Annotated in this window: 22 protein-coding genes and 1 riboswitch; of the genes, 18 read left to right on the top strand and 4 right to left on the bottom strand. The window is 70.9% G+C overall.

What is annotated here, in order from left to right:
- Positions 1–151 precede the first annotated feature (151 nt).
- Positions 152–1,531: a cysteine desulfurase/sulfurtransferase TusA family protein gene (locus AB0O53_RS36275; RefSeq protein WP_350996526.1), complete on the bottom strand. Its 1,380-nt coding sequence runs from the start codon at positions 1,529–1,531 to the stop codon at positions 152–154.
- Positions 1,532–1,814: 283 nt separating this feature from the next.
- Here AB0O53_RS36275 and ctaC point away from each other — a divergent pair, with 283 nt between their 5' ends.
- From ctaC to AB0O53_RS36255, 4 genes are all read left to right on the top strand, one after another.
- The gene (gene ctaC / locus AB0O53_RS36270; protein ID WP_136230548.1) at positions 1,815–2,789 is read left to right on the top strand and encodes an aa3-type cytochrome oxidase subunit II; all 975 of its coding nucleotides are present in this window, start codon (positions 1,815–1,817) and stop codon (positions 2,787–2,789) included.
- Positions 2,786–4,516 carry an aa3-type cytochrome oxidase subunit I gene (ctaD, locus tag AB0O53_RS36265; RefSeq protein ID WP_350996522.1) on the top strand — a complete coding sequence of 577 codons (1,731 nt, stop codon included), beginning with the start codon at positions 2,786–2,788 and terminating at the stop codon, positions 4,514–4,516. The genes ctaC and ctaD overlap by 4 nt, the downstream gene beginning before the upstream one ends.
- Positions 4,513–4,911 (top strand): cytochrome c oxidase subunit 4, encoded by a 399-nt coding sequence (locus tag AB0O53_RS36260; RefSeq protein WP_350996519.1) that lies wholly within the window; start codon positions 4,513–4,515, stop codon positions 4,909–4,911. The genes ctaD and AB0O53_RS36260 overlap by 4 nt, the downstream gene beginning before the upstream one ends.
- A 131-nt stretch (positions 4,912–5,042) precedes the next feature.
- A complete protein-coding gene (locus AB0O53_RS36255; protein WP_350996516.1) occupies positions 5,043–6,287 on the top strand; it encodes a L,D-transpeptidase in 1,245 nt (414 codons plus the stop codon).
- 57 nt (positions 6,288–6,344) lie between these two features.
- On the opposite strand, the gene AB0O53_RS36250 is transcribed toward AB0O53_RS36255, so the two are convergent.
- Positions 6,345–6,749, bottom strand: coding sequence for a DNA-binding transcriptional response regulator (locus AB0O53_RS36250; protein WP_350996513.1), 405 nt, complete (start codon positions 6,747–6,749; stop codon positions 6,345–6,347).
- A gap of 199 nt (positions 6,750–6,948) precedes the next feature.
- Between AB0O53_RS36250 and ctaE the strand changes: the two genes are divergently transcribed.
- The 7 genes from ctaE to AB0O53_RS36215 all read left to right on the top strand — a co-directional run bounded on the left by ctaE (position 6,949) and on the right by AB0O53_RS36215 (position 14,758).
- Positions 6,949–7,569 (top strand): aa3-type cytochrome oxidase subunit III, encoded by a 621-nt coding sequence (gene ctaE / locus AB0O53_RS36245; protein ID WP_030036314.1) that lies wholly within the window; start codon positions 6,949–6,951, stop codon positions 7,567–7,569.
- 76 nt (positions 7,570–7,645) lie between these two features.
- Positions 7,646–8,455, top strand: coding sequence for a cytochrome bc1 complex diheme cytochrome c subunit (gene qcrC, locus AB0O53_RS36240; RefSeq protein WP_350996509.1), 810 nt, complete (start codon positions 7,646–7,648; stop codon positions 8,453–8,455).
- The gene (gene qcrA / locus AB0O53_RS36235) at positions 8,452–9,510 is read left to right on the top strand and encodes a cytochrome bc1 complex Rieske iron-sulfur subunit (protein WP_350996507.1); all 1,059 of its coding nucleotides are present in this window, start codon (positions 8,452–8,454) and stop codon (positions 9,508–9,510) included. Before qcrC ends, qcrA begins: the two co-directional genes overlap by 4 nt.
- Positions 9,507–11,135, top strand: a complete 1,629-nt coding sequence (qcrB, locus tag AB0O53_RS36230) for a cytochrome bc1 complex cytochrome b subunit (RefSeq protein WP_350996504.1) — start codon at positions 9,507–9,509, stop codon at positions 11,133–11,135. The genes qcrA and qcrB overlap by 4 nt, the downstream gene beginning before the upstream one ends.
- 163 nt (positions 11,136–11,298) lie before the next feature.
- Positions 11,299–12,363, top strand: coding sequence for an anthranilate phosphoribosyltransferase (trpD, locus tag AB0O53_RS36225; RefSeq protein ID WP_365201329.1), 1,065 nt, complete (start codon positions 11,299–11,301; stop codon positions 12,361–12,363).
- A gap of 87 nt (positions 12,364–12,450) precedes the next feature.
- Positions 12,451–12,567, top strand: a riboswitch (SAM riboswitch).
- Positions 12,568–12,766: 199 nt separating this feature from the next.
- Complete coding sequence (locus AB0O53_RS36220) at positions 12,767–14,155, top strand: aminotransferase class V-fold PLP-dependent enzyme (RefSeq protein WP_365201326.1); 1,389 nt, start codon at positions 12,767–12,769, stop codon at positions 14,153–14,155.
- A 21-nt stretch (positions 14,156–14,176) separates the two neighbouring features.
- Positions 14,177–14,758: a ferredoxin gene (locus AB0O53_RS36215; RefSeq protein WP_350996495.1), complete on the top strand. Its 582-nt coding sequence runs from the start codon at positions 14,177–14,179 to the stop codon at positions 14,756–14,758.
- 357 nt (positions 14,759–15,115) lie between these two features.
- Here AB0O53_RS36215 and AB0O53_RS36210 read toward each other — a convergent pair whose 3' ends face one another.
- On the bottom strand, positions 15,116–15,397 hold the full coding sequence (locus tag AB0O53_RS36210; protein ID WP_031153079.1) for an Lrp/AsnC family transcriptional regulator: 282 nt from the start codon (positions 15,395–15,397) through the stop codon (positions 15,116–15,118).
- Entirely contained in the window at positions 15,394–16,116 is a 723-nt protein-coding gene (locus AB0O53_RS36205; RefSeq protein WP_350996491.1) for a rhomboid family intramembrane serine protease, read from the bottom strand. The genes AB0O53_RS36210 and AB0O53_RS36205 overlap by 4 nt, the downstream gene beginning before the upstream one ends.
- 136 nt (positions 16,117–16,252) lie before the next feature.
- On the opposite strand from AB0O53_RS36205, the gene AB0O53_RS36200 reads away from it, so the two are divergent.
- The 7 genes from AB0O53_RS36200 (at position 16,253) to AB0O53_RS36170 (ending at position 24,610) form a co-directional block, all read left to right on the top strand.
- Positions 16,253–16,492 carry a hypothetical protein gene (locus AB0O53_RS36200; protein ID WP_008738811.1) on the top strand — a complete coding sequence of 80 codons (240 nt, stop codon included), beginning with the start codon at positions 16,253–16,255 and terminating at the stop codon, positions 16,490–16,492.
- 43 nt (positions 16,493–16,535) lie between these two features.
- Positions 16,536–17,900, top strand: a complete 1,365-nt coding sequence (locus AB0O53_RS36195) for an NYN domain-containing protein (RefSeq protein WP_350996564.1) — start codon at positions 16,536–16,538, stop codon at positions 17,898–17,900.
- 252 nt (positions 17,901–18,152) lie between these two features.
- The gene (locus AB0O53_RS36190; protein ID WP_031153073.1) at positions 18,153–19,181 is read left to right on the top strand and encodes a C40 family peptidase; all 1,029 of its coding nucleotides are present in this window, start codon (positions 18,153–18,155) and stop codon (positions 19,179–19,181) included.
- A 221-nt stretch (positions 19,182–19,402) separates the two neighbouring features.
- Positions 19,403–20,467 (top strand): C40 family peptidase, encoded by a 1,065-nt coding sequence (locus AB0O53_RS36185; RefSeq protein WP_350996487.1) that lies wholly within the window; start codon positions 19,403–19,405, stop codon positions 20,465–20,467.
- 69 nt (positions 20,468–20,536) lie between these two features.
- Complete coding sequence (locus tag AB0O53_RS36180) at positions 20,537–21,676, top strand: hypothetical protein (RefSeq protein ID WP_365201322.1); 1,140 nt, start codon at positions 20,537–20,539, stop codon at positions 21,674–21,676.
- 20 nt (positions 21,677–21,696) lie between these two features.
- Positions 21,697–22,839, top strand: a complete 1,143-nt coding sequence (locus AB0O53_RS36175) for a glycosyltransferase family 4 protein (protein WP_350996481.1) — start codon at positions 21,697–21,699, stop codon at positions 22,837–22,839.
- Positions 22,840–22,993: 154 nt separating this feature from the next.
- Positions 22,994–24,610, top strand: a complete 1,617-nt coding sequence (locus AB0O53_RS36170; RefSeq protein WP_365201319.1) for a GMC oxidoreductase — start codon at positions 22,994–22,996, stop codon at positions 24,608–24,610.
- Positions 24,611–24,615: the final 5 nt, after the last annotated feature.

Below are 24,615 nucleotides of genomic sequence, written 5' to 3'. Positions count from 1 at the left end.
CGACCTCGCCGGGCTGGAGCGGCTGCTCGCCTCGGGGAGGCTCCGCCCGGACCCGCGCCTCAAACGCCGGCGAGGCTGGATGCGCCCGGCCGTGCCTTCGAAAGCGGCGACGTCGGGGTGGCAAACGAGGCCGGATTTCGCCCCGGCACGGCTACGCTCCGCGGCGGACGGTGTAGGCGGTGCCCGTGGGGCGGGGGGATTCGCCCAGGTACGCGTGCCCCCGCATCGCGCACCACGCCGGGATGTCCAGCCGGGCCACCTCGTCGTCCGACAGGACGGTCACCGTGCCGCCCACCGGGACCCGGACGATGGCCCGGGCCAGCTCGATCACCGGCTGGGGGCACCGCAGCCCGAGCGCGTCGAGCTCCACGGAGTCCGCCTCCGGCGCCACCGCGGCCGGCTCCGAGACGCCGAGCCGCTCCCGTACGCCCGCCACCGCACCCGGCAGCACCTCCAGGAACGCGTTGACCTCCGCCGCCGGGGTTCCCGGCGGCAGGGACACCCGTACGTTCCCCTCCGACAGCACGCCCATCGCCCGCAGCACGTGACTGGGGGTCAGCGTGGAGCTCGTGCAGGAGGAGCCCGAGGAGACCGAGAAGCCCGCCCGGTCCAGCTCGTGCAGCAGCGCCTCCCCGTCGACGTACAGACAGGAGAAGGTGACCAGGTGCGGCAGCCGCCGGTCCGCGTGGCCGACCACCTCGACGTCCGGAACCAGCCGCACCACCCGCCGCCGGATGCGGTCCACCAGGATCCGCAGCCGGGCGGCCTCCGCCTCCGCCTCCGCCCGTACGGCCCGCAGCGAGGCCGCCGCCGCCACGATCGCGGGCAGGTTCACGAAGCCGGGGGAGCGGCCCGACTCCCGTTCGTCCGCGGGGCCTTGGGGCGAGAAGCGCACCCCCTTGCGGACCGCCAGCAGGCCGACCCCGGGCGGGCCGCCCCATTTGTGCGCACTCGCCGCCAGGACCGACCAGGCGCCCTCCACGGGCCCCCAGGCCAGCGACTGCGCCGCGTCCACCAGCAGCGGCACCCCGGCGGCGCCGCAGACCTCGGCCACCTCGGCCACGGGCTGGAGCGTGCCCACCTCGTGATTGGCCGACTGCAGGCAGGCCAGGGCGGTCGCCGGGAGGAGCGCGTCCGCGTACCCGGCGGCCGACACCTCACCCCACCGGTCCACCGGGACCTCGAAAACGCTCCCGCCGCGCGCCTCGTGCGCCGCCGCCGCATGGAGTACAGAACTGTGTTCGACCGCTGATACGACCAGATGGCCGCCGACGCGCCGGCGCCCGGCGAGGACCCCCGCCACCCCCGTGTGAACCGCGTGCGTCCCCGAAGGAGTGAACACGAGCTCGTCGGCACGGCATCCCACCGCCTCCGCGGCGGCCTCCCGCGCGGCGTCCAGGAGCAGCCGCGCGCGCCTGCCCTCCCGGTACAGCCGGGCCGGATCGGCCCAGCCCTCGTCCAGGGAGGCCTGCAACGCCTGCCGGGCCACGGGATGCAGGGGAGCGGCGGACGCGCTGTCGAAGTACGGCATCCGGCCACGCTAGCGCCGGCCCCCGAGCGTTCGAGGTCAGGGGGCGTCAGATGGGCCCCGGAGCCCGCCATTCAGGGCCATTCGCACCGTCCCCCGTACGGCGGATCCATCCCTTCGGGGGCAGTAGCGGCGCGTTGGGCACCCTCCCCGCGCGACCCCAAATAGCGTCCAGTAGGGTTTGGTCCGCATAAACATCCAAACCCCTGCCTGCGTCAGGGCCGGCGACCGACCCGAACACGGCCGCGGCCGGCCGCGCGGGCCGAGACTCTCGGGAAGGCGCTACGTGAGTCCCTACGGCTCCGACCGCTCGCCGCGGCGCCCGATGCGGCGGAAGCTGCTGCAGGCGCTGACTGCGGGCGTGGTCCTGGCGACCGCCACTGGTTGCTCGTATACATGGAAAGACTTCCCCCGACTCGGTATGCCGACTCCGGTAACCGAGGAGGCGCCGCGCATCCTCTCCCTGTGGCAGGGATCCTGGGCCGCCGCGCTGATCACGGGCATCCTGGTGTGGGGCCTGATCATCTGGAGCGTCATCTTCCACCGGCGCAGCCGGACGAAGGTGGAGGTCCCCCCGCAGACCCGGTACAACATGCCCATCGAGGCGCTGTACACCGTGGTCCCGCTCATCATCGTCTCGGTGCTCTTCTACTTCACCGCGCGTGACGAGTCGAAGCTGCTCGCCCTCACCCCGAAGCCGCCGCACACGATCAACGTGATCGGCTTCCAGTGGAGCTGGGGCTTCAACTACATCGAGAACGTCGACGGCGACGCGGCGACCCCGAAGGCGGGTGCGGTTCCCAAGGAGCTCGCCTCCATCCCGGACCGCTTCACCAAGGACTTCCCGGCGGGCGCCGAGGGCGTCTACGAGAAGGGCGTCCCGAGCGACCGCAACCCGCAGACGGGCAACCCGGGTCCGACCCTGGTCCTCCCCAAGGGTGAGAAGGTCCGCTTCATCCTGTCGTCCAACGACGTCATCCACTCCTTCTGGGTGGTCCCCTTCCTGTTCAAGCAGGACGTCATCCCGGGCCACACCAACGTCTTCGAGGTCGTCCCGAGCCAAGAGGGCACCTTCATGGGCAAGTGCGCCGAGCTCTGCGGCGTCGACCACTCCCGGATGCTCTTCAACGTCAAGGTGGTCTCGCCCGAGAAGTACCAGGAGTACCTGAAGGACCTGGCGGAGAAGGGTCAGACCGGCTTCCTCCCCGCCGGCATCCAGCAGACCGACCCGGCCCGGAATGCGGAAGTGAACAAACTGTGAGCATCCTCAACGAATCCCAGGGTGCCGCCGCAGCTGACTCGTACGAGAACGAGCTGCCGGTGCGGCGCAAGCAGCCGGGCAACGTGGTCGTGAAGTGGCTCACCACCACCGACCACAAGACCATCGGCACGATGTACCTGGTCACCTCGTTCGTGTTCTTCATCATCGGCGGTCTGCTGGCGCTCTTCATGCGCGCCGAGCTGGCCCGTCCGGGTACGCAGATCATGTCGAACGAGCAGTTCAACCAGGCGTTCACCATGCATGGCACGATCATGCTGCTGATGTTCGCCACCCCGCTGTTCGCGGGCTTCGCCAACTGGATCATGCCGCTGCAGATCGGCGCGCCCGACGTGGCGTTCCCGCGGCTGAACATGTTCGCGTACTGGCTGTACCTCTTCGGCTCGACCATCGCGGTGGCCGGCTTCGTGACCCCGAACGGCGCCGCCGACTTCGGCTGGTTCGCCTACTCCCCGCTGTCGGACGCGGTTCGCTCGCCCGGCATCGGCGCGGACATGTGGATCATGGGTCTGGCCTTCTCCGGCTTCGGCACGATCCTCGGCTCGGTCAACTTCATCACCACGATCATCTGCATGCGCGCTCCGGGCATGACGATGTTCCGCATGCCGATCTTCACCTGGAACGTGCTGCTGACCGGTGTCCTGGTCCTGCTCGCCTTCCCGGTCCTGGCCGCCGCGCTCTTCGCGCTGGAGGCCGACCGCAAGTTCGGCTCGCACGTGTTCGACAGCGCCAACGGCGGAGCGTTGCTCTGGCAACACCTCTTCTGGTTCTTCGGACACCCAGAGGTGTACATCATCGCGCTGCCGTTCTTCGGAATCGTCTCCGAGATCATCCCGGTCTTCTCGCGCAAGCCGATGTTCGGTTACATCGGCCTGATCGCCGCGACGATCGCGATCGCCGGCCTCTCCGTGACCGTGTGGGCCCACCACATGTACGTCACCGGCGGTGTACTGCTGCCGTTCTTCTCCTTCATGACCTTCCTGATCGCGGTACCGACCGGTGTGAAGTTCTTCAACTGGATCGGCACCATGTGGAAGGGCTCACTGTCCTTCGAGACCCCGATGCTCTGGACGATCGGCTTCCTGGTCACCTTCACCTTCGGTGGTCTGACCGGCGTCATCCTGGCCTCGCCCCCGATGGACTTCCACGTCTCCGACTCGTACTTCGTCGTCGCGCACTTCCACTACGTCGTCTTCGGCACCGTGGTGTTCGCGATGTTCGCCGGCTTCCACTTCTGGTGGCCGAAGTTCACGGGCAAGATGCTGGACGAGCGCCTGGGCAAGATCACCTTCTGGACGCTGTTCATCGGCTTCCACGGCACCTTCCTGGTGCAGCACTGGCTGGGCGCCGAGGGCATGCCGCGTCGTTACGCGGACTACCTCGCGGCCGACGGCTTCACCACGCTGAACACGATCTCCACGATCAGCTCCTTCGTGCTCGGCCTGTCGATGCTGCCCTTCATGTACAACGTGTGGAAGACGGCCAAGTACGGCAAGAAGGTCGAGGTCGACGACCCGTGGGGCTACGGCCGTTCGCTCGAGTGGGCGACGTCCTGCCCGCCGCCGCGGCACAACTTCCTCACGCTGCCGCGCATCCGCAGTGAGTCGCCCGCCTTCGACCTCCACCACCCGGAGATCGCGGCGCTCGACCACCTCGAGGACCACGGCGCCAAGGCTGCCGTCACCGGTGGCAAGGAGGCCGGCAAGTGAAGATCCAGGGCAAGATGTTCCTCTGGCTCTCCTTCTTCATCCTGATCATGGCCATCGTGTATGGCGTGTGGTCGAAGGAGCCCGTCGGAACCACCGCGCTCTTCCTGGCCTTCGGCCTGAGCGTGATGATCGGCTACTACCTGGCCTTCACGGCCAAGCGCGTCGACGAGATGGCCCAGGACAACCTGGAGGCCGACGTCGCCGACGAGGCCGGCGAGCTGGGGTTCTTCTCCCCGCACAGCTGGCAGCCGCTCTCGCTCGGCATCGGTGGCGCGCTCGCCTTCATGGGCGTCATCTTCGGCTGGTGGCTCATGTACTTCTCGGCCCCGATCATCCTGATCGGCCTGTGGGGCTGGGTGTACGAGTACTACCGCGGTGAGAACGCGAACCAGTAGTCGAAAAGCAGCACCCGCGCGGCCCGGTCGCGCACCACTTGGGGCCCGGACACCTCTTCGGAGGAGTCCGGGCCCCTCGTTTGCAGTCACCCCGCGCGCCGTATTTGTCATATCTTCATAGCGTTGGCCCCATGAAGCACTCACCGCGTCTTTGGACGGTACTCAGCTGCTCCCTGCTGGTCGCGTCCCTCGGGGCCGGCGCCACCGCATGCGGGTCCGGCGACAACCCGCTGTCAGCCCGTCCGGTGGACGCGGGCGAGCAGGTCGCCTTCAACCAGACCGCAGGCAGCCGCCCCGTCGATCCCAACCGGCCCCTGGAGATCACCGCCAAGGCCAAGGGCAGCCGGATCACCGATGTGACGGCCGTGGACACCCACGGACGCCGCCTGGCGGGCGAACTCAGCGCCAAGGGGGACCGCTGGCACAGCACCGTCCCCATGGCCGCAGGCGTCCGCTACACCGTCACCGTGAGCACGGAGGACCAGAGGGGCACCCCGGGCCAGCGCACGATGGCTTTCGACACCACCCCGTCCAAGGGCGTCCTCAAGGTCGAGTTCGGCCCGGAGGAGGGCAAGTACGGCGTCGGCCAGCCCCTCACCGCCGAACTCAACGAGCCCGTCAAGGACAAGGCGGCCCGCGCCGTCGTCGAGCGGGGTCTGATCGTCGACGCCCCGCCCGGGGTCGAAGGGGCCTGGCACTGGGTCGACGACAAGAACCTGCACTTCCGTCCGAAGGACTACTGGCCCGCCAACACCACCGTCTCCGTACGGAGCAACCTGGAGGGCATCAGGATCACCGACGACCTCCACGGCGCCGCCGCCAAGCCGCTGAAGCTGGAGATCGGCGACCGCGTCGAGGTCACCACCGACGCCGCGGCCCACTGGCTGACGTTCAAGCGCAACGGAGAAGTGATCAATTCCATCCCGGTCACCACCGGCAAGCCCGGGTTCTCCACCCGCAACGGCATCAAGGTGGTGCTGGGGAAGCAGTACTACGTACAGATGCGCGGGGACACCGTCGGCATCGGCGGCAGCGAGTACTACAACCTGCCCGTCTACTACGCCACGCGCGTCACCTGGAGTGGTGAATACGTGCACGCCGCCCCGTGGTCCGTCGGCTCCCACGGCTACGCCAACGTCAGCCACGGCTGCACCGGCATGAGCACGGGCAACGCCGCCTGGTTCTACGAGAACATCACCGAGGGCGACATCGTCCAGGTGATCAACAGCATCGGCGACGACATGGACATCTTCGGCAACGGCTTCGGCGACTGGAACATGGACTGGAAGGACTGGCGCGAGGGCAGCGCCCTCCTCAAGGGCACCCAGGACGGCCGCAGCCACACCGACCAGGCCCGCCTCCGGCCGACGGTCTGAGCCACGCGCAGGGCCCCCGGACCGTGTCCGGGGGCCCTGCCGCGTCGCCGTCGGGGGTCAGGCCGCCGACGAGGACAGCCGGGAGCGCAGCAGGCCCGCCAGGGCGTCCGCGAACGCCACCGGATCCACCGGAAGGGTCACGGCGGCGTCCGCGCGGCTCCAGGTGGCCAGCCAGGCGTCCTGGGGGCGCCCCATCAGCAGCAGCACCGGGGGGCACCGGAAGATCTCGTCCTTGATCTGCCGGCACACGCCCATGCCCCCGGCCGGAACCGCCTCGCCGTCCAGCACGCACACGTCGATGCCGCCCGCGTCCAGCTCCGCCAGGACCGCCGGCAGGGTCGCGCACTCCAGGAACTCCACCGGCGGCAGATCCGCGGCGGGACGGCGGCCCGCCGCCAGTCTCACCTGCTCCCGGGTGCCCGCGTCGTCGCTGTAGACCAGAACCCGCGCAGTCGCCCGCATTTCGATCCTCCACGTGTCCCATGAATCACGTTGATGTTGCGCGGGATGCTACTCCTCCCGCAGCCCGCTCAGCATCGGTTCGGACATGTGCACGAGGCTGTTCGGAGAGGTGATCTGATGGGCCGTTCGGGCCTTGCACACGCCCCTGACACTCCGAACGGCACCCCCCGGGGTGAGGGCGGGATAAGCGACCGACATAATGTCGGTCGTGGCGACAGCAACGACAGTAGATACCGGGCACGCGCACCCGACGGTCAACCGGCCGAACCTCGTCAGCGTCGGAACCATCATCTGGTTGAGTTCCGAGCTGATGTTCTTCGCGGCCCTCTTCGCGATGTACTTCACCCTGCGATCCGTGACAGGTCCCGAGTACTGGACAGAGCAGGCCTCGGCCTTGAATCTGCCCTTCTCGGCGACGAACACGACGATCCTGGTGCTTTCCTCCCTCACCTGCCAGCTCGGCGTATTCGCCGCCGAGCGCGGTGACGTGAAGAAGCTCCGGACGTGGTTCATCATCACGTTCGTCATGGGTGCGATCTTCATTGGCGGCCAGGTGTTCGAGTACACCGAGCTGGTCAAGCACGAGGGCATGAGCCTCTCGTCCGGTCCGTACGGCTCGGTCTTCTACCTGACCACCGGCTTCCACGGTCTGCACGTGACGGGCGGTCTCATCGCCTTCCTGCTGGTCCTCGGCCGGACGTACGCGGCCAAGAGGTTCACCCACGAACAGGCCACGTCGGCCATCGTCGTGTCCTACTACTGGCACTTCGTCGATGTCGTCTGGATCGGCCTCTTCGCCACGATCTACCTGATCAAGTAGCGAACACGTCACCGGGTCCGACCCGGCACTCCATCCAGACACACCGACGCAGAAGATCCTGACACCGGGGTAATCCGTGAAAAAGCTCTCCGCACGACGACGCCATCCGCTGGCGGCGGTCGTCGTTCTACTCTTCGCGCTGGCGGCCACTGGGGGGCTGTACGCCGCCTTTGCTCCCGCGGGCAAGGCGCAGGCCGATGAAACCGCCCAGTCCCTCGCCATCGAGGAGGGCAAGAAGCTCTACGCCGTGGGTTGCGCAAGCTGCCACGGAACCGGCGGTCAGGGTTCCTCTGACGGCCCGAGCCTGGTCGGCGTCGGCTCCGCGGCCGTCGACTTCCAGGTGAGCACGGGCCGCATGCCCGCCCAGCAGCCCGGCGCCCAGGTGCCGAAGAAGCCGGTCATCTACACCCAGGCGCAGATCGACCAGCTGGCCGCGTACATCGCCTCCCTCGGTGCCGGCCCGATCACGCCGACCGAGAAGCAGTACGACCCGGCGGACGCCGACATCGCCAACGGCGGTGAGCTGTTCCGCAACAACTGCGCGCAGTGCCACAACTTCACCGGTGAAGGCGGCGCGCTGACGAACGGCAAGTACGCCCCCAACCTTGAGGACGTCTCGCCCAAGCACATCTACGAGGCCATGCAGACCGGCCCGCAGAACATGCCCTCCTTCCCCGACAGCACCATGCCGGAGAAGCAGAAGAAGGACATCATCGCGTACCTCCAGAACGTGAACGGTGAGAAGTCGACCAACCCCGGTGGTCTCAAGCTCGGTGGCCTCGGCCCCGTCTCCGAGGGTCTGTTCGGCTGGATCTTCGCTCTGGGTGCGCTGATCGCTGTCGCCGTCTGGGTCGCGGCCCACACCGCTAAGGCCAAGAAGTCATGAGTAGCCAAGAGATTCCCGAAGAGAAGCACCTGCCGAGCGAGCAGGGCGACGCCCACCACGGTGGCGTAGCAGTCGCGGACGACCCGTTCGCCGACCCGGGCCTGCCGGTCCACAAGCCGCGCATCCAGGACATCGACGAGCGTGCGGCGAAGCGCTCCGAGCGCACCGTCGCGATGCTCTTCACGCTGTCGATGCTGGCGACGATCGCCTTCATCGCGTCCTACGTGATCTTCCCGGTCGACAAGATCGTCTACATCTTCCCCATCGGGAAGGTCAGCGCGCTCAACTTCGCCCTGGGCATCACCCTGGGCGTGGCCCTCTTCTGCATCGGCGCGGGCGCGGTCCACTGGGCCCGCACCCTCATGTCCGACGTCGAGGTCGCCGACGACCGCCACGAGATCGCCGCTCCGCCGGAGGTCAAGGCGAAGGTCCTGCAGGACTTCGCCGACGGCGCCAACGAGTCCGGCATCGGCCGCCGCCCGCTGATCCGCAACACGCTGCTCGGCGCGATGGCCATGGTGCCGCTCGCCGGCGTCGTGCTGCTGCGCGACCTGGGCCCGCTGCCCGAGGAGAAGCTGCGCAAGACCCTGTGGGCCAAGGGCAAGCTGCTCATCAACCAGAACACGATGGAGCCGCTGCGTCCCGAGGACGTGCTCGTCGGTTCGCTGACGTTCGCCATGCCCGAGGGCCTGGACGAGCACCAGCACGACTTCCAGGTCCAGATCGCCAAGGCCGCCCTGATGATCGTCCGCATCCAGCCGGAGGACATCAAGGACAAGCAGGAACTCGAGTGGTCCCACGACGGGATCGTGGCCTACTCGAAGATCTGCACCCACGTCGGCTGCCCGATCAGCCTGTACGAGCAGCAGACGCACCACGTGCTCTGCCCGTGCCACCAGTCCACCTTCGACCTCTCCGACGGCGCCCGTGTCATCTTCGGCCCGGCCGGTCACGCCCTCCCGCAGCTGCGGATCGGCGTGAATGACGAAGGCTTCCTCGAAGCGCTCGGCGACTTCGAAGAGCCCGTCGGCCCTGCATTCTGGGAGCGCGGATGAGCACCGCCACTGACAACAAGGCGCGCAAAGCGCCGGCCGGCGAGCGGGTAGCGGACTGGGCGGACGGCCGCCTGGGCATCTACAGCCTGGCCAAGGCCAACATGCGCAAGATCTTCCCGGACCACTGGTCCTTCATGCTGGGTGAGATCTGCCTCTACAGCTTCATCATCATCATCCTCACGGGTGTGTACCTGACGCTGTTCTTCCACCCGAGCATGAACGAGGTGGAGTACCACGGCAGCTACGTCCCGATGCAGGGCGTCATGATGTCCGAGGCCTTCGCCTCGACGCTCGACATCAGCTTCGACGTCCGCGGTGGCCTGCTGATCCGCCAGATCCACCACTGGGCGGCGCTGATCTTCGTCGCGGCGATGATCGTGCACATGATGCGCGTCTTCTTCACCGGCGCGTTCCGCAAGCCGCGCGAGGTCAACTGGATCTTCGGCTTCCTGCTGCTGGTCCTCGGCATGTTCACCGGCTTCACCGGTTACTCGCTGCCGGACGACCTGCTCTCGGGTACCGGTGTCCGCTTCATGCAGGGCGCCATCCTGTCCGTCCCGGTCGTCGGCACCTACCTGTCGATGTTCCTCTTCGGCGGGGAGTTCCCGGGCGGCGACTTCGTCGCGCGCTTCTACTCGGTGCACATCCTGCTGCTGCCCGGCATCATGATGGGCCTCCTGGTGGCCCACCTGATCCTGGTCTTCTACCACAAGCACACCCAGTACGCGGGTCCCGGCAAGACGAACAACAACGTCGTCGGCATGCCGCTGCTGCCGGTCTACATGGCCAAGGCCGGAGGCTTCTTCTTCCTGGTCTTCGGTGTCATCGCGGTCGTCGCCGGCATCGCCTCGATCAACCCGATCTGGGCCCTGGGCCCGTACCGCCCGGACCACGTGTCCACCGGTGCGCAGCCCGACTGGTACATGGGTATGCCGGAAGGCCTGATCCGTGCCATGCCCGGCTGGGAGATCAACCTGTGGGGCCACACGCTCGTCCTGGGCGTGTTCATCCCGCTGCTGCTCTTCCCGCTGGTGCTCGGTGCGATCGCCGTCTGGCCGTTCATCGAGTCCTGGGTCACCGGGGACAAGCGCGAGCACCACATCCTGGACCGCCCGCGCAACGTCCCGACCCGTACGGCCTTCGGTGTCGCCTGGATCGCGGAGTACATCGTGCTCCTCATCGGCGGCGGCAACGACATGTTCGCCCAGTACTTCCACCTGTCGATCAACTCGATCACGTGGTTCGTCCGGATCGGCTTCTTCGTCGTCCCGGTCCTCGCCTTCATCGTCACCAAGCGGATCTGCCTCGGCCTCCAGCGCCGGGACCACGACAAGGTGCTGCACGGTCGCGAGACCGGCATCATCAAGCGTCTGCCGCACGGTGAGTTCGTCGAGGTCCACGAGCCGCTCCCGCAGGGCAAGCTGCACACCCTCACCGCGCACGAGCAGTACAAGCCGATCGAGATCGGCCCGACGGTCGACGAGAACGGTGTCGAGCGCAAGGTGAAGGCCACCGAGAAGCTGCGCGCGAAGCTCAGCAAGGGCTTCTACGCCGAGGGCAACCAGATCCCGAAGCCCACGGTGGAGGAGTACAAGGAGATCCAGTCCGGCCACGGCCACCACTGATCCCCCGCACCATCGCATGAGGGACTGATTTCGGTCAGTCCTGGTGTCGCCACGGCGAGAGCCCCGTCCAGTCTCCGGACGGGGCTCTTTGCCGTAACCGGGGCTGGATAGGCTGATCTCCGACCCATTCGACGGGGAACCCCTACAGCAGCAGGAGCTGACCATGAACGTTGCGACCCCGGCAGGCGGCGACAGCGTGGCGGCCCGTGGCTGGCCGGGCGTCCTCGACGCCCTGCTGACCGGCCAGGACCTGCGCGCCGACGACACCGCCTGGGCCATGGACCGGATCATGCGCGGGGAGGCCACCGACGCCCAGATCGCCGGCTTCGTGGTCGCCCTGCGCGCCAAGGGGGAGACGGTCGCGGAGATCAACGGCCTGGTACGGGCCATGTACGGGCACGCCAACCTCATCGAGGTGCCCGGCCGCACCGTCGACATCGTCGGCACCGGCGGCGACGGGGCCAAGACGGTGAACATCTCCACGATGTCGGCCGTCGTCGTGGCCGGAACCGGCGCCAAGGTCGTCAAGCACGGCAACCGGGCCGCGTCCTCCGCGAGCGGCTCCTCGGACGTCCTGGAGAAGCTCGGCGTCAACCTCGACCTGAGCACCGCACGGGTCGTCGAGGTGGCCGAGGAGGCCGGCATCACCTTCTGTTTCGCGGTGAAGTTCCACCCGGCCCTGCGGCACGTCGCAGGCGCCCGCCGCGAACTGGGCATCCGGACCACCTTCAACATCCTCGGCCCGCTGACCAACCCGGCCCGCGTCCGCTCCCAGGCCACCGGCGTGGCGGACCCCCGGATGGCCCCCATCGTGGCGGGCGTGCTCGCCGAGCGCGGCTCGTCCGCGCTGGTCTTCCGCGGCGACGACGGCCTGGACGAGCTGACCACCACGGCCACCTCCCGGGTCTGGTGGGTCCGGGACGGGAAGGTCGCCGAGCAGTCCTTCGACCCCCGCGACGTCGGCATCCCCCTGGTCGACGTCTCCGCCCTGGCCGGCGGCGACCCCTCGTACAACGCCGACGTGGCCCGCCGCCTGCTGGCCGGCGAGACCGGACCGGTGCGCGACGCCGTCCTGCTGAACTCGGCGGCCGCCCTGGTGGCCCTCGACCCGGGCACGGGCAGCCTGGAGGAGCAGATCGCCGCCGGCATCGCCCGCGCGGCCGAGTCGATCGACTCCGGCGCCGCCAGGGCCGCACTGGAGCGCTGGGTGACGGCCAGCAACGCCTGACCGCGGCACACGTTTCCGGCCAGACCCCGGTCCGCCATGTGGACCGGGGTCTTGCGGCCGGCCGATCATGTGGCAGGATGCAGACCAGGTCACGAGTGACAGCGTTTAGGCCCCGGCTTGCTGTCCGGCAACCCTCCTTCCGTGGCGGGGTGCCCCGGGTGATGACCAGGTCGTAGGCAGCAAGGCCTACGGCAAGCGCGGATCCCTCGACACCAGGGGTCCTGGTCTCTCGAGGAGCGTTTTCCGTGAGCAAGCGAATGCGATAGGGCGACCGACGCCCCTTCTTCACCCTCGGACCAGGGTCACTTCCGTGCGCCCTCCTCTCGTCCCGGGGATCTTCCCGTACCCACGTGCGTACGGGCACACCGAAGCCATTCAGCCCTGCCTGCCGGGAGATACCGCCATGTCCGCATCCCTGAACACCGCCACCGCCACCACCGTCGCCACCGCCCAGGACCCCGCCTGCGGCGAGCCCCTCGCCGTCCTCGGCCGCGATGTCACCGTCCCCCTCGTCACCGGCGGCGAGGTCACCTACGCGGCCCTCGACTACGCCGCCAGCGCCCCCGCCCTCCAGCGGGTCTGGGACGACGTGGCCGCCTACGCCCCCTACTACGGCAGCGTCCACCGCGGCGCCGGGTACCTCTCGCAGCTGTCCACCGACCTCTTCGAGCAGAGCCGCGCCACGGTCGCCGAGTTCCTCGACTGCCGCCCCGGCGACCAGGTCGTCTTCACCCGCTCCACCACCGACTCCCTGAACCTGCTCGCCGCGGCGCTCCCGGCCGACTGCCAGGTCTTCGTCTTCGAGACCGAGCACCACGCCTCGCTCCTGCCGTGGACGCACGCGCAGGTCACCTACCTCAACGCGCCGCGCACCCCGGCCGAGGCCGTCGCCACCCTGGAGCGGGCGCTCGCCGACCGAGAGCCCTACGGCCCGGCGCTCGTGTGCGTCACCGGCGCCTCCAACGTCACCGGCGAGCTGTGGCCGGTGAAGGAACTCGCCGCCGCCGCGCACGCCCACGGCGCGCGGATCGTGCTGGACGCCGCCCAGCTGGCCCCGCACCACCCCGTCTCCGTGCGGGACCTCGACGTCGACTGGGTCGCCTTCTCCGGCCACAAGCTCTACGCGCCCTTCGGCTCGGGCGTCCTCGCCGGCCGCGCCGACTGGCTCCAGGAGGCCGAGCCGTACCTGGCCGGCGGCGGGGCCTCCCGCAGGGTCTCCCGCCGCGAGGACGGCGGCGTGGACGTCGAGTGGCACACCACGGCCGCCCGCCACGAGGCAGGCTCCCCGAACGTCATCGGCGTCTACTCCATCGCCTCGGCCTGCCGGGCCCTGACCGAGGCCGGCTTCGAGACCCTGGTGGCCCGCGAGCAGCAGCTGGTGACCCGGGTCCGCGAGGGCCTGGCGCAGGTCCCGGCGGTCCGGGTCCTGTCCCTCTTCGGCGACGACGCCCCCCGGGTCGGCGTCATCTCCTTCGTGGTGGACGGCTGGAACAGCTCCCACTTCGCCGCCGCGCTCTCCGCCGAGTACGGGATCGGTGTCCGGGACGGCCTGTTCTGCGCCCACCCGCTGGTACGGACCCTGCTGGGCAGCGAGCCGCAGGCCCAGGGCGAGTGCGGGGCCCCCGAGGCCGCCCCGGGCGAGCGCTCCCTGAACGCGATCCGCGTCAGCTTCGGCGCCGGCACCCCCGACGAGCACGTGGAGCGCTTCGTCCGGGCGGTGAAGGAGCTCGTCACGGACGGCGCGAAGTGGCAGTACCGCACGGAGGAGGGCCGCTGCGTCCCGGCGGTCTGACGGGCTGACATCGTACGGATCATGAGCTACTGGGATCCGATACCGACCGTCCGGGCGTGCGCGGAAGGCGAACCGCTGCCGGGCATGGCCGAGTGGGTGCCCAAGTACGACCACCACTCGTGGAGCGCCTGGCCCTCCACGTGGGAGGAGCGCAACTGGCTCAACGTGCCGGGGCCGTTCTACGGAGCGGTGACCGACAGCTGCCTGACGGGCCGGCAGGTGGCGCCGGGCCACGTCCTGCACGGCGAGGACGGCATGGAGTTCGTCTACCGCCAGCCGCGCACGCCCGAGGAGACCTACCGGGTCCTGGCGGCGGCCTGGCTGGAGATCACGGCGGGCTACCAGTGCGACGGGGACGAACGGTGGACGCCGGAGCTGGTACGGGACTGGTGGCGGGACCGGGGCCGCGTCCGGGAGTGGGCCGTGGCGCTGGACCGGAAGTGGTCCGTGTCGAAGTACGAGGAGGAACGCGAGGCGGCGGGCGGAGCCCGGTCCTACGTGGCGTACATCGACGACGGCCTCGCGGAGTACCTCCGCGGCTACCTCTTCTGGCTGGCGGAGCGCCGACCGCCCGCCCCGGACGAGCCCCTGCCGAACCTCTGACCCCGGCGGGGCGGTGGTCGCGGGCTCGTCCTGCGGGGACCCTCCTGCGTGTCCCCGCCCCACGTGCACCGGGGCCGAGGGGAGCGGGGTCGTGGCGGGGTGTCCCCGCAGGACGAGCGCGCGACCACCGCCCGACAGCCGCGAGGTGCCCGCACGCGCCGAGCCGAGGAGACACCCCGGCGGCGGCCCCGCTCCCCGGACCGGACCGACCCCGCCCCGCAGGCGCACCCCGCACCGATCGAGCCTCGCCGGCGATTGAGCAGGGGGCACCTCCGGGCAGTGCCCGGGTACGGCAGACCTACACCGCCGAGCACCCCGCAGGGGCATGGGCCGGATCCGCAGACCGCGCCGGAGGCGTCAGGCGTCGAGGCCGATCGCGAACGCCGCCTCCAGGTCGTGCTGCGAGTACGTCCGGAACGCCACGTGCGTGTCCGTCGCCTCGACGCCCGGGATCTTGCTGATGCGGCCGGGGATGATGTCGGCGAGGTTCTCGTGGCGGTTCACGCGGACCAGCGCGATCAGGTCGTACGTCCCGGTGACGGAGTAGACCTCGCTGACGTTTTCGAGGGCGGCGATGGACTCGGCGATCTCGGGGATGCGGTCCACGCTGGTCTTGATGAGCACGATCGCGGTGATCACGGCTGGCTGTCTCCCTCGGTGGCCGTCGCTGGTCGACTCACTCTAGTCGTACCGCGATACCGGGCCCACGCGTAGACGAAGCCGAGCGAGAACCCCACCAGATGGGCCAGATAGGCGACCCCCGGCCCGCTCTCCGCGCGCTGCGCGGCCACCCACTGGAGGGCGAACCAGAACAGCAGCACGATCCACGCCGGGAACCGCAGCGGCAGGAAGAAGAGGAAGGGGAACAGGCTCGTCACCCGCGCCCGGGGCAGCAGGTACAGGAACGCCCCCAGGACGGCCGAGATCGCCCCCGACGCGCCCACCAGCGTCTGCGCGGACTCCGCGTTGGCCGCCGCGTACGCCGCCAGCGCCAGGTAGCCCGTACAGAGGTAGAAGACGAGGAACGCCGGGCGGCCCATCCGCTCCTCGGCCATCGCGCCGAAGACGAAGAGGAAGAGCATGTTGCCGAGCAGGTGCAGCCAGCTGCCGTGGACGAACAGCGCGGTCAGCGGCGTCAGCCAGGCGCGCGGGGTGTCCGTGAAGAGCTCGTCCGGGACCACGCCCCAGCGCCGGAAGTACGCGGTGCCCGCCGCCAGCAGCTCGTCGCCGGTCCCGTAGACCGGGTTGAGCCCCGAGGCGGGGCTCAGGACGAACACCACACCGCAGCCCGCGATCAGCGCGTGGGTGACCACCGGTCCCCGGGCAGCCTCGCGCAGGGCCCGCCACCTTACGATCATGTGACAGAGCATGACGCAACGCGACCCACCTGAAGCGGTGGCAGGCCGTAGGGTTACGAGCTGCGGTGCGCAGGCCGACGCGGACGGCCCAACGGACCGCTTTAATTGAATCAGCTACGAAGGAGTGAGCAGCCCGATGACGGTTCCCCTGCCGACCGACACCACGCGGTGGCGCTGCACCCTGTGCGGCAACCTCACGCGCTTCGACGTCACCCGTTCGTCGAAGGTCGTCGAGTACGTCCACCTGGACCTCGCCGGGGAGCCCAAGGTCGAGGAGCGCGAGGTGGTCAATGAGACCATCGAGTCGGTCCGCTGCCGCTGGTGCAACGCGGTGGACCAGATCGAACTCGTGGACAGGCCGGGCGCGGACTCCTGACGGAGCCCCGTCCGCAGGCAGACCATCACGGTAGGGGTGACGGATTGTGGAGCCAGCAAGCGGCGCCGGGCCGGCCGACGCGGCCGACGACGCCGCGGAGGCGCTCGACCGCCCGCTGCCGGAAGGCGTGCGGCGCCGGGTCGTCGCGCTCGTCTCGGACGCCTTCGGCGCGCTGACGGTCGCGGACCTGCCGGCGCAGCTGCGCCAGTACGCCCGCTTCACCCCGACCCGGCGCGCCAAGTTCGCGGGCAACGCGATGGCCGCGGCGGTCGAGACCGACCCGGTGTTCCGCAGCAGGGTCGCCGAGAAGCTGCGCGAGGCCCAGGCGGACCTGGCCGGCGCGCTGGAGTCCGGCGCGCCGCCGGCCGCCGCGGACCCGCTGGACGTGGCGGCCGCCGCCTTCGTCCTGCGGCCCGCCGGATGGGTCAAGCTCGTCGCCGCCGCGGGCGAGGAGGCGCAGCGCGCCGACGCCGAGCGGGTCGGCGAGGAGACCCGGCGCGAGATGGAGCGCCTGCGCGAGGAGCTGGAGCACGTACGGGAGCTGCAGCGCACGGGCGGTGAGCAGGTACGGGTCGAGCTGGAGGCGGCGCGCAAGGAAGCGGAATCGCTTCAGCGACGGCTGCGCAGCGCCCTCAGCGACGTCAAGCGCGGTGAGGCGGCCCTGCGCAAGGTGACCGCCGAGATCGACGGGATCCGCGGCGAGGCCGCGACCCGGGTGGCGGCCGCCGAGAGCGAGAGCCGGCGGCTGAAGTCCCGTCTCGCGGAGGTGGAGTCGGCGCTGGAGACGTCGCGCCGGGCCACCCGCGAGGGGCGCAGCATCGAGGACATGCGGCTGCGGCTGCTGCTGGACACCGTGCTGGACGCGGCGCAGGGGCTGCGCCGCGAGCTGGCGCTGCCTCCGGTGAACACCCGCCCGGCCGACACGGTGGACGCGGTGGAGCCGGGCCGGATGACGCCGAAGGACATCGCGGCGCGCGCCCTGTCGGAGACCGATCCGGCGCTGCTGGACCAGTTGTTGGCGCTGCCGCAGGCCCATCTGGTGGTCGACGGCTACAACGTGACCAAGACCGGCTATCCGACGATGCCGCTGGAGAAGCAGCGGCTGCGGCTGCTGGGCGGGCTGTCGATGCTGGCCGCGCAGACGGGCGCGGAGATGACCTGTGTCTTCGACGGGGCGGAGCTGGCGGCCCCGGTGCTGCTCGCGCCGCCGCGTGGTGTGCGGGTGCTGTTCTCCAAGGCCGGGGTGACGGCGGACGAGCTCATCCGGCAGCTGGTGCGGGCGGAGCCGCCCGGCCGGCCGGTGGTCGTGGTCTCCACGGACCGCGAGGTCGCCGACGGGGTGGCCAAGGCCGGGGCCCGGCCCGTAACGTCCGCTTTGTTGCTGAAGCGGCTTTCGCGCGTTTCCTAACTCCCGCTCCGAATGCCGGAATTGGTGGGTCATGTGGAGGACGCACCGTCAAGTGCCCGGCACGGAGCGTGCGGTGAAGGTAAAGAACCTGGTCGGAGGCCGAGTTTTTTCCCGGCAGGATTTGAACTGATCACAGATGGGTCACTAGGGTCTGCTCAAACCTTCGTGCGGTAGATCACTCATTCGGGGTGGCGGCGAAGGTGCTGCCGAGTTGCGTTCTTCGGCGGCTCTAGGAAGAAGGAGCTCGCCTTCGTGGCGTCCCACCGTCGACCCAAGCAGCCGACTCGCGCTCGTGTGACCGTACTCACCTCGGTCGCGGCCGCGGCCGTCGCCCTCACCGCGCAGAGCGCCTCCGCCGCGCCGGCCAAGCCGAGCAAGGACGAGGTCAAGAGCCAGGTCGACGCCCTCTACGAAGAGGCGGAGCAGGCCACCGAGAAGTTCAACGGGGCCAAGGAGCGCCAGGAGACCCTCGAGAAGGAGATCGGGCAGATCCAGGACCAGGTCGCGCGCGGCCAGAGCGAGCTCAACGACCTGCGCAGCGCACTCGGTTCGATGGCGAGCGCCCAGTACCGCAACGGCGGCATCGACCCCTCCCTCGCCCTCCTCCTCTCCGAGGACCCCGACAGCTACCTCGACAAGGCCTCCACCCTGGAGCACCTGAGCGGCAAGCAGGTCGAAGCGGTCCAGAAGATCCAGGCGAAGCAGCGCACCCTCGCGCAGCAGCGCCAGGAGGCCTCCGGCAAGATCGCCGACCTCGACGCCACCCGCAAGGAGCTCGGCGAGAAGAAGAAGGTCTCCGGCGAGAAGCTCGCCGCGGCCCAGGCCCTCCTCAACACCCTTACGGCGCAGGAGCGTGCCGCGCTCAAGGACGAGGACACGCGCGCCAGCCGCGCCGACAGCCAGCGCGTCGACCTCGGCGACGTGAAGGCCTCCGGCCGCGCCGGAGCCGCGCTCGCGGCCGCCAAGACCAAGGTCGGCAGCGCGTACATCTCGGGCCACGAGGGCCCCAACTCCTTCGACTGCTCCGGGCTGACGCAGTGGGCGTACAAGCAGGCCAACGTCAGCATCAGCCGCGTGACCTACACCCAGGCGAACGACGGCACGCGCATCAGCCGCAGCCAGCTGCAGCCCGGTGACCTGGTCTTCTTCTACGGGGACCTGCACCACGTCGGCCTCTACGCCGGCAACAACATGACGCTGCACGCCTCGAACCCGCGCGGCGGCGTCAAGTACGAGTCGATGGACAACATGCCGTTCCAGTTCGGCGTCCGCATCGGCTGACGCGCCGCGCACCGCCCATCCGGGCGAATTCCGCGGCCCCGCTCTGACCACACGCCCCGCCGGTGACCTGCGTCTCCGGCGGGGCGTCGGCGTGTGCGCCCTCCGGCGGTCGTTGGTCGGTGCGTGGTGGCACGGCTACTGTCTGCCAGCGCGGAACCCGGCACACGGCCGTCCACGGGGGGCGGACCCGGGCCCCGCCCAGCGGAAGGGAGCGGCTCCACGTGGCGTCCCATCGTCGGCCCGGGCTCGGCGGCCTCGACCGGAACACGAAGGTCACCGTCCTCACCGCCGCCGCGGCCACCGCCGCGGTCGCCATGGCGGGCGCACCAGCGAGCGCGGCCCCCGGCCACCCGCACGAACCCGGCGGCGGCGCGAGATCCGGCGTCAGCGCCCAGGTCGACCGGCTCTTCGAGGAGGCCGAGCAGGCCACCGAGCACTTCAACGAGGCGGGCGAGAAGGCCGACAAGCTCCGCATCGAGGTCAACCGGGCCCAGGACGCGGTCGCCCGCGGCCAGGAGCGCATCAACACCATGCGCGGCGTCCTCGGCACCTTCGCCGGGGCCCAGTACCGCAGCGGCGGCATCGACCCCGCCGTCGGGCTGATGCTGGCCGAGGACCCCGACGCCTACCTGGAGCAGGCCGCTGCCCTGGACCGGCTGACCGAACGTCAGGCCCGGCAGCTCCACGACCTGCGCCAGGAGCAGCGCCGCCTCGGCCAGGTGCGCTCGGAAGCCGCTCGCAAACTCGCCGAACTCGACGCCCTGCGCTCCGACGTCGCCCGCCACAAGCGCTCCGTCACCGCGAAGCTCGCCGCGGCCCAGCGGCTCCTCAACTCCATGCCGTCCGAGGAGCGGGCCGACTTCGAGCGCTCCTCGCGCTCCGGGGGGCGTCACGACGGGCTGCCGGACCTGGGCCCCATGGGCGCCGCAGGCCCCTCCTCCGGCCGCGCGGCGGCGGCCGTGATGGCCGCCCGGGCCGCCGTCGGCCGCCCGTACGTCTGGGGCTCCACCGGCCCCTCCGGCTTCGACTGCTCCGGGCTGATGGTCTGGTCCTACCGGCAGGCGGGCGTCTCGCTGCCGCGCACCTCGCAGGCCCAGCGGCACGCCGGGCGCCAGGTGCCGCTGTCGCAGGCCCGCCCCGGCGACCTGGTGACCTACCGCTCCGACGCCAGCCACGTCGGCATGTACGTCGGCAACGGCCAGGTGGTCCACGCCCCCTACCCCGGGGCCCGGGTGCGCTACGACCCGGTCGGGATGATGCCGGTGTCGGCGGTGACCCGCCCCTGACCCCGCGGGCGGCGGCGGATCCGCCCCCGCCGGCCCCGCCGCCCGCGGTGCCCTGCGTACGATCGGCGGATGCTCCCCGTCCGCCGCCCGCCGCACGTCCTGCCGCTCGTGCTGCTCCTCCTCGGCGCGCTGCTCGCCGGCTGCGGCCCGCTGCCGGCCGGCGGGGCGGGCGCCACCGGTACCGCCGAGCGGGACGTCCGCCGGGCCGTCGCCGACTGGTCGCGGACCGTGCCCGGGGCGCTGGCCGGGATCCCGCTGACGGACTGGTCGTACGAGGTCTCCTCGGTACGGCGCGACGGCGACCGCGCCCGTGCGGCGGCCCGGCTGCGCTACCGGCTGGAGGGCTACGACACCGCCCCCGAGGAGGCGGCGCGCGAGGTGGAGCTGGTCCGGGACGGCGGCTCCTGGCGGGTGGAGGCCGACCGGCCCGCGCCGGGCGCCCCGCCGCTGCTGTGGGACCAGGGCCCGGTCTCGGTGGCCACCGGGACGCACTCCCTGGTCCTCGGCGGGGCCGGCCAGAGCGCCGGGACGCTGCGCGGGATCGCCGCCGAGGCCGACCGGGCCGTGCCCGCCGCGAGCGCGGCCTGGCCCGGGCCCTGGGCGGGGCGGGTGGTCGTCCTGGTCCCCGGCTCCCTCGACGCCATGGCGCGGCTGCTGGCCCGCCCCGCCGACACCTACCGCGGGCTCGGCGCCGTCACCACCGGCCGGGTGGGCCCCGGCCCGGCCCCCGCGGACCGGGTCGTGGTCAATCCGGAGGGGTACGCCGGGCTGGGCGCGGAGGGCCGGCGGATCATCCTGACCCACGAGGTCACGCACGTGGCCACGCGCGCGGCGACCTCCGCCACCACCCCCCTGTGGCTCTCCGAGGGCTTCGCGGACTGGGCGGCGTACCGGGGCGCCGCCACCGCCCCCGCCCAGGCCGCCCCGGCGCTCGCCCGGGCGGTGCGGCGCGGCGAGCTGCCGGGGGAGCTGCCCCGGACGGAGGACTTCGCCTTCGGCGGGGACCCGGACGCTGCGGCGCGGGCGTACGAGGGCGCGTGGCTGGCCTGCCGGCTGATCGCGGCGAAGTGGGGCGAGAAGGCCCTGGTGGACCTGTACGGACGGGCCGGGCGCGAGCCGCTGGAGACCGCGCTGCGGGAGACCCTCGGGGTGGACCGGGCCGGGCTGACGAAAGCCTGGCAGGAGTCCCTTCGCGAGGAGCTGCGCTGAGCGGGTACTGTCGGCAGGCGATGCACAAGACCCTGATCGTGACCAACGACTTCCCGCCGCGCCCGGGCGGCATCCAGGCCTTCCTCCACAACATGGCGCTGCGGCTGGATCCCGACCGGGTCGTCGTCTACGCCTCCACGTGGAAGCACAGCGCGGAGGGCCGCGAGGCCACCGCGGCCTTCGACGCCGAGCAGCCGTTCCAGGTCGTCCGCGACCGTACGACGATGCTGCTGCCGACCCCGCGCGTGACGCGCCGGGCCGTCGGCCTGCTGCGCGAACACGGCTGCGAGTCGGTGTGGTTCGGGGCCGCCGCCCCGCTCGGCCTGATGGGCCCGGCGCTGCGGAAGGCGGGCGCCCGGCGGCTCGTGGCGACCACCCACGGGCACGAGGCGGGCTGGGCCCAGCTGCCGGCCGCGCGGCAGCTGCTGCGCCGGATCGGCGAGGGCACGGACACCCTCACGTACCTGGGGGAGTACACGCGCTCCCGGATCGCCTCGGCGGTCACCGACCGGGCGGCGGCAAGGATGGTCCAACTCCCCCCGGGAGTGGACGAGAAGACCTTCCACCCGGCGTCGGGCGGCGACGAGGTCCGGGCCCGGCTCGGCCTGACGGACCGGCCCGTGGTGGTGTGCGTGTCGCGGCTGGTCCCGCGCAAGGGCCAGGACACGCTGATCGAGTCCATGCCGCGGATCCTGGCCGCGGTCCCCGACGCCGTGCTGCTGATCGTCGGCGGCGGCCCGTACGAGTCGGACCTGCGGGCGCTCGCGCAGTCCACGGGCGTGGCCCGGTCGGTGGTCTTCACGGGAGCCGTCCCGTGGTCCGAACTCCCCGCGCACTACGGCGCGGGCGACGTCTTCGCCATGCCCTGCCGGACCCGGCGGGGCGGCCTCGACGTGGAGGGGCTCGGGATCGTCTACCTGGAGGCCTCGGCCACGGGCCTGCCGGTGGTCGCGGGCGACTCGGGCGGCGCGCCGGACGCGGTGCTGGACGGCGAGACCGGCTGGGTCGTGCGCGGCGGTGAGCCCGAGGAGGCCGCGGACCGGATCACTGCCCTCCTTCAGGACCCGGACCTGCGCGCCCGCATGGGCGAGCGCGGCCGCGCCTGGGTCGAGGAGAAATGGCGCTGGGACCTCCTGGCGGAACGCCTGCGCGAACTGCTCTGACGTTCAGCCCCCGGCCTTCGAGGAACGGGGTTCGGGGCGGAGCCCCGACGGCGGGGCCACCGGCCATCAGCTGCGCAGCCACGTCTGACTGTTCCTCAGATGTCTGTCAACACCGCGTCTGGGCGGAAGGCCGGAATCCGCTCATGATGCGGCCATGACATCCAACCTGACGCGCCGTCAAATGCTGGGGCTCGGCGCGCTCTCGACCGCCGCGGCCCTCGGCTTCACCCGGATCGGGGCGGCCTCCGCCGCCGCCGTCGAGCCCGCCGCCGCCCCGTACGCCCCCGCCATCGTCGTCGGCTCCGGTTACGGCTCCGCCGTCGCCGCCCTGCGCCTCGGGCAGGCGGGCGTGCGTACCGTCGTCCTCGAAATGGGCCGGCTGTGGGACACCCCCGGGCCCGACGGCAAGGTCTTCCCCTCCACCTCCGCCCCCGACCACCGCTCCATGTGGTTCCGCACCCGCACCGAGGCCCCGCTCGCGCAGTTCCTCTGGCTCGACGTGGTCAACCGCGACATCAGCCCCTACCCCGGCGTCCTGGACCGGGTGAACTACGGCGACATGTCCGTGTACGTGGGACGCGGCGTCGGCGGCGGGTCGCTCGTCAACGGCGGCATGGCGCCCACCCCCAGGCGCTCGTACTTCACCGAGGTCTTCCCCGGGGTCGACGCCGACGAGATGTACGGCACCTACTACCCGCGCGCCCGCGCCATGCTCGGCGTCAACGACATCGACCCGGCCTGGTTCGAGTCCACCGAGTGGTACCGCTTCGCCCGGATCTCCCGCAAGCACGCCCACAACACCGGCCTGAAGACCGTCTTCGTGCCCAACGTCTACGACTTCGAGCACATGAAGCGCGAGGCCGCCGGCACCGCGCCCCGCTCGGCACTGGCCGGGGAGGTCATCTACGGCAACAACCACGGCAAGAAGAGCGTCGACAAGACCTACCTCGCCGCCGCCATCGGCACCGGCAACGTCACCATCGAGACCATGCAGCGGGTGGTCGGCGTACGGCCCGACCCGGCCGGCGGGTACGTCCTGACGGTGCGGACCAGCGACGTGACCGGGAAGGTCACCCAGGTCCGCGAACTCGGCTGCCGCCGGCTCTTCCTCGGCGCCGGCAGCCTGGGCACCACCGAGATCCTGCTGCGGGCCCGCGAGACGGGCGCACTGCCCGCGCTCAGCGACAAGGTCGGACGGGGCTGGGGCCCCAACGGCAACGTCATGACCGCGCGCGCCAACCACCTCTGGGACACGGTCGGAGCCCACCAGGCCACCATGCCGGCGCTCGGCATCGACGACTGGGACAACGCCGCGAACCCGGTCTTCGCCGAGATCGCCCCGCTCCCCATGGGCCTCGAACACTGGATCTCGATGTACCTGGCCATCACCAGGAACCCGGAGCGGGGCCATTTCACCTACGACGCGGCCACCGACTCCGCACGCCTGAACTGGCGGCGGGACCAGAACGCGCCCTCGGTCAACGCGGCGAAGAACCTCTTCGACCGCATCAACCGGCGCAACTTCACGATCTACCGCTACGACCTCTTCGGCGGGAACCGGGCCTTCGCCGACGACTTCACCTACCACCCGCTCGGCGGCTGCGTCCTCGGGGAGGCGACCGACGCCTACGGGCGGGCCAAGGGCCACCCGGGGCTCTACGTGGTCGACGGCTCCCTGGTCCCGGGGTCGCTCGGCGTGAACCCGTTCGTCACCATCACCGCCCTCGCCGAGCGGAACATGGCACGGATCCTCGCCGAGGACCTCGGCTAGGCCGG

Source organism: Streptomyces erythrochromogenes (assembly GCF_040684695.1).
Lineage (GTDB): Bacteria > Actinomycetota > Actinomycetes > Streptomycetales > Streptomycetaceae > Streptomyces > Streptomyces erythrochromogenes_C.
This window is presented reverse-complemented; position numbering and strand designations above follow the sequence as displayed.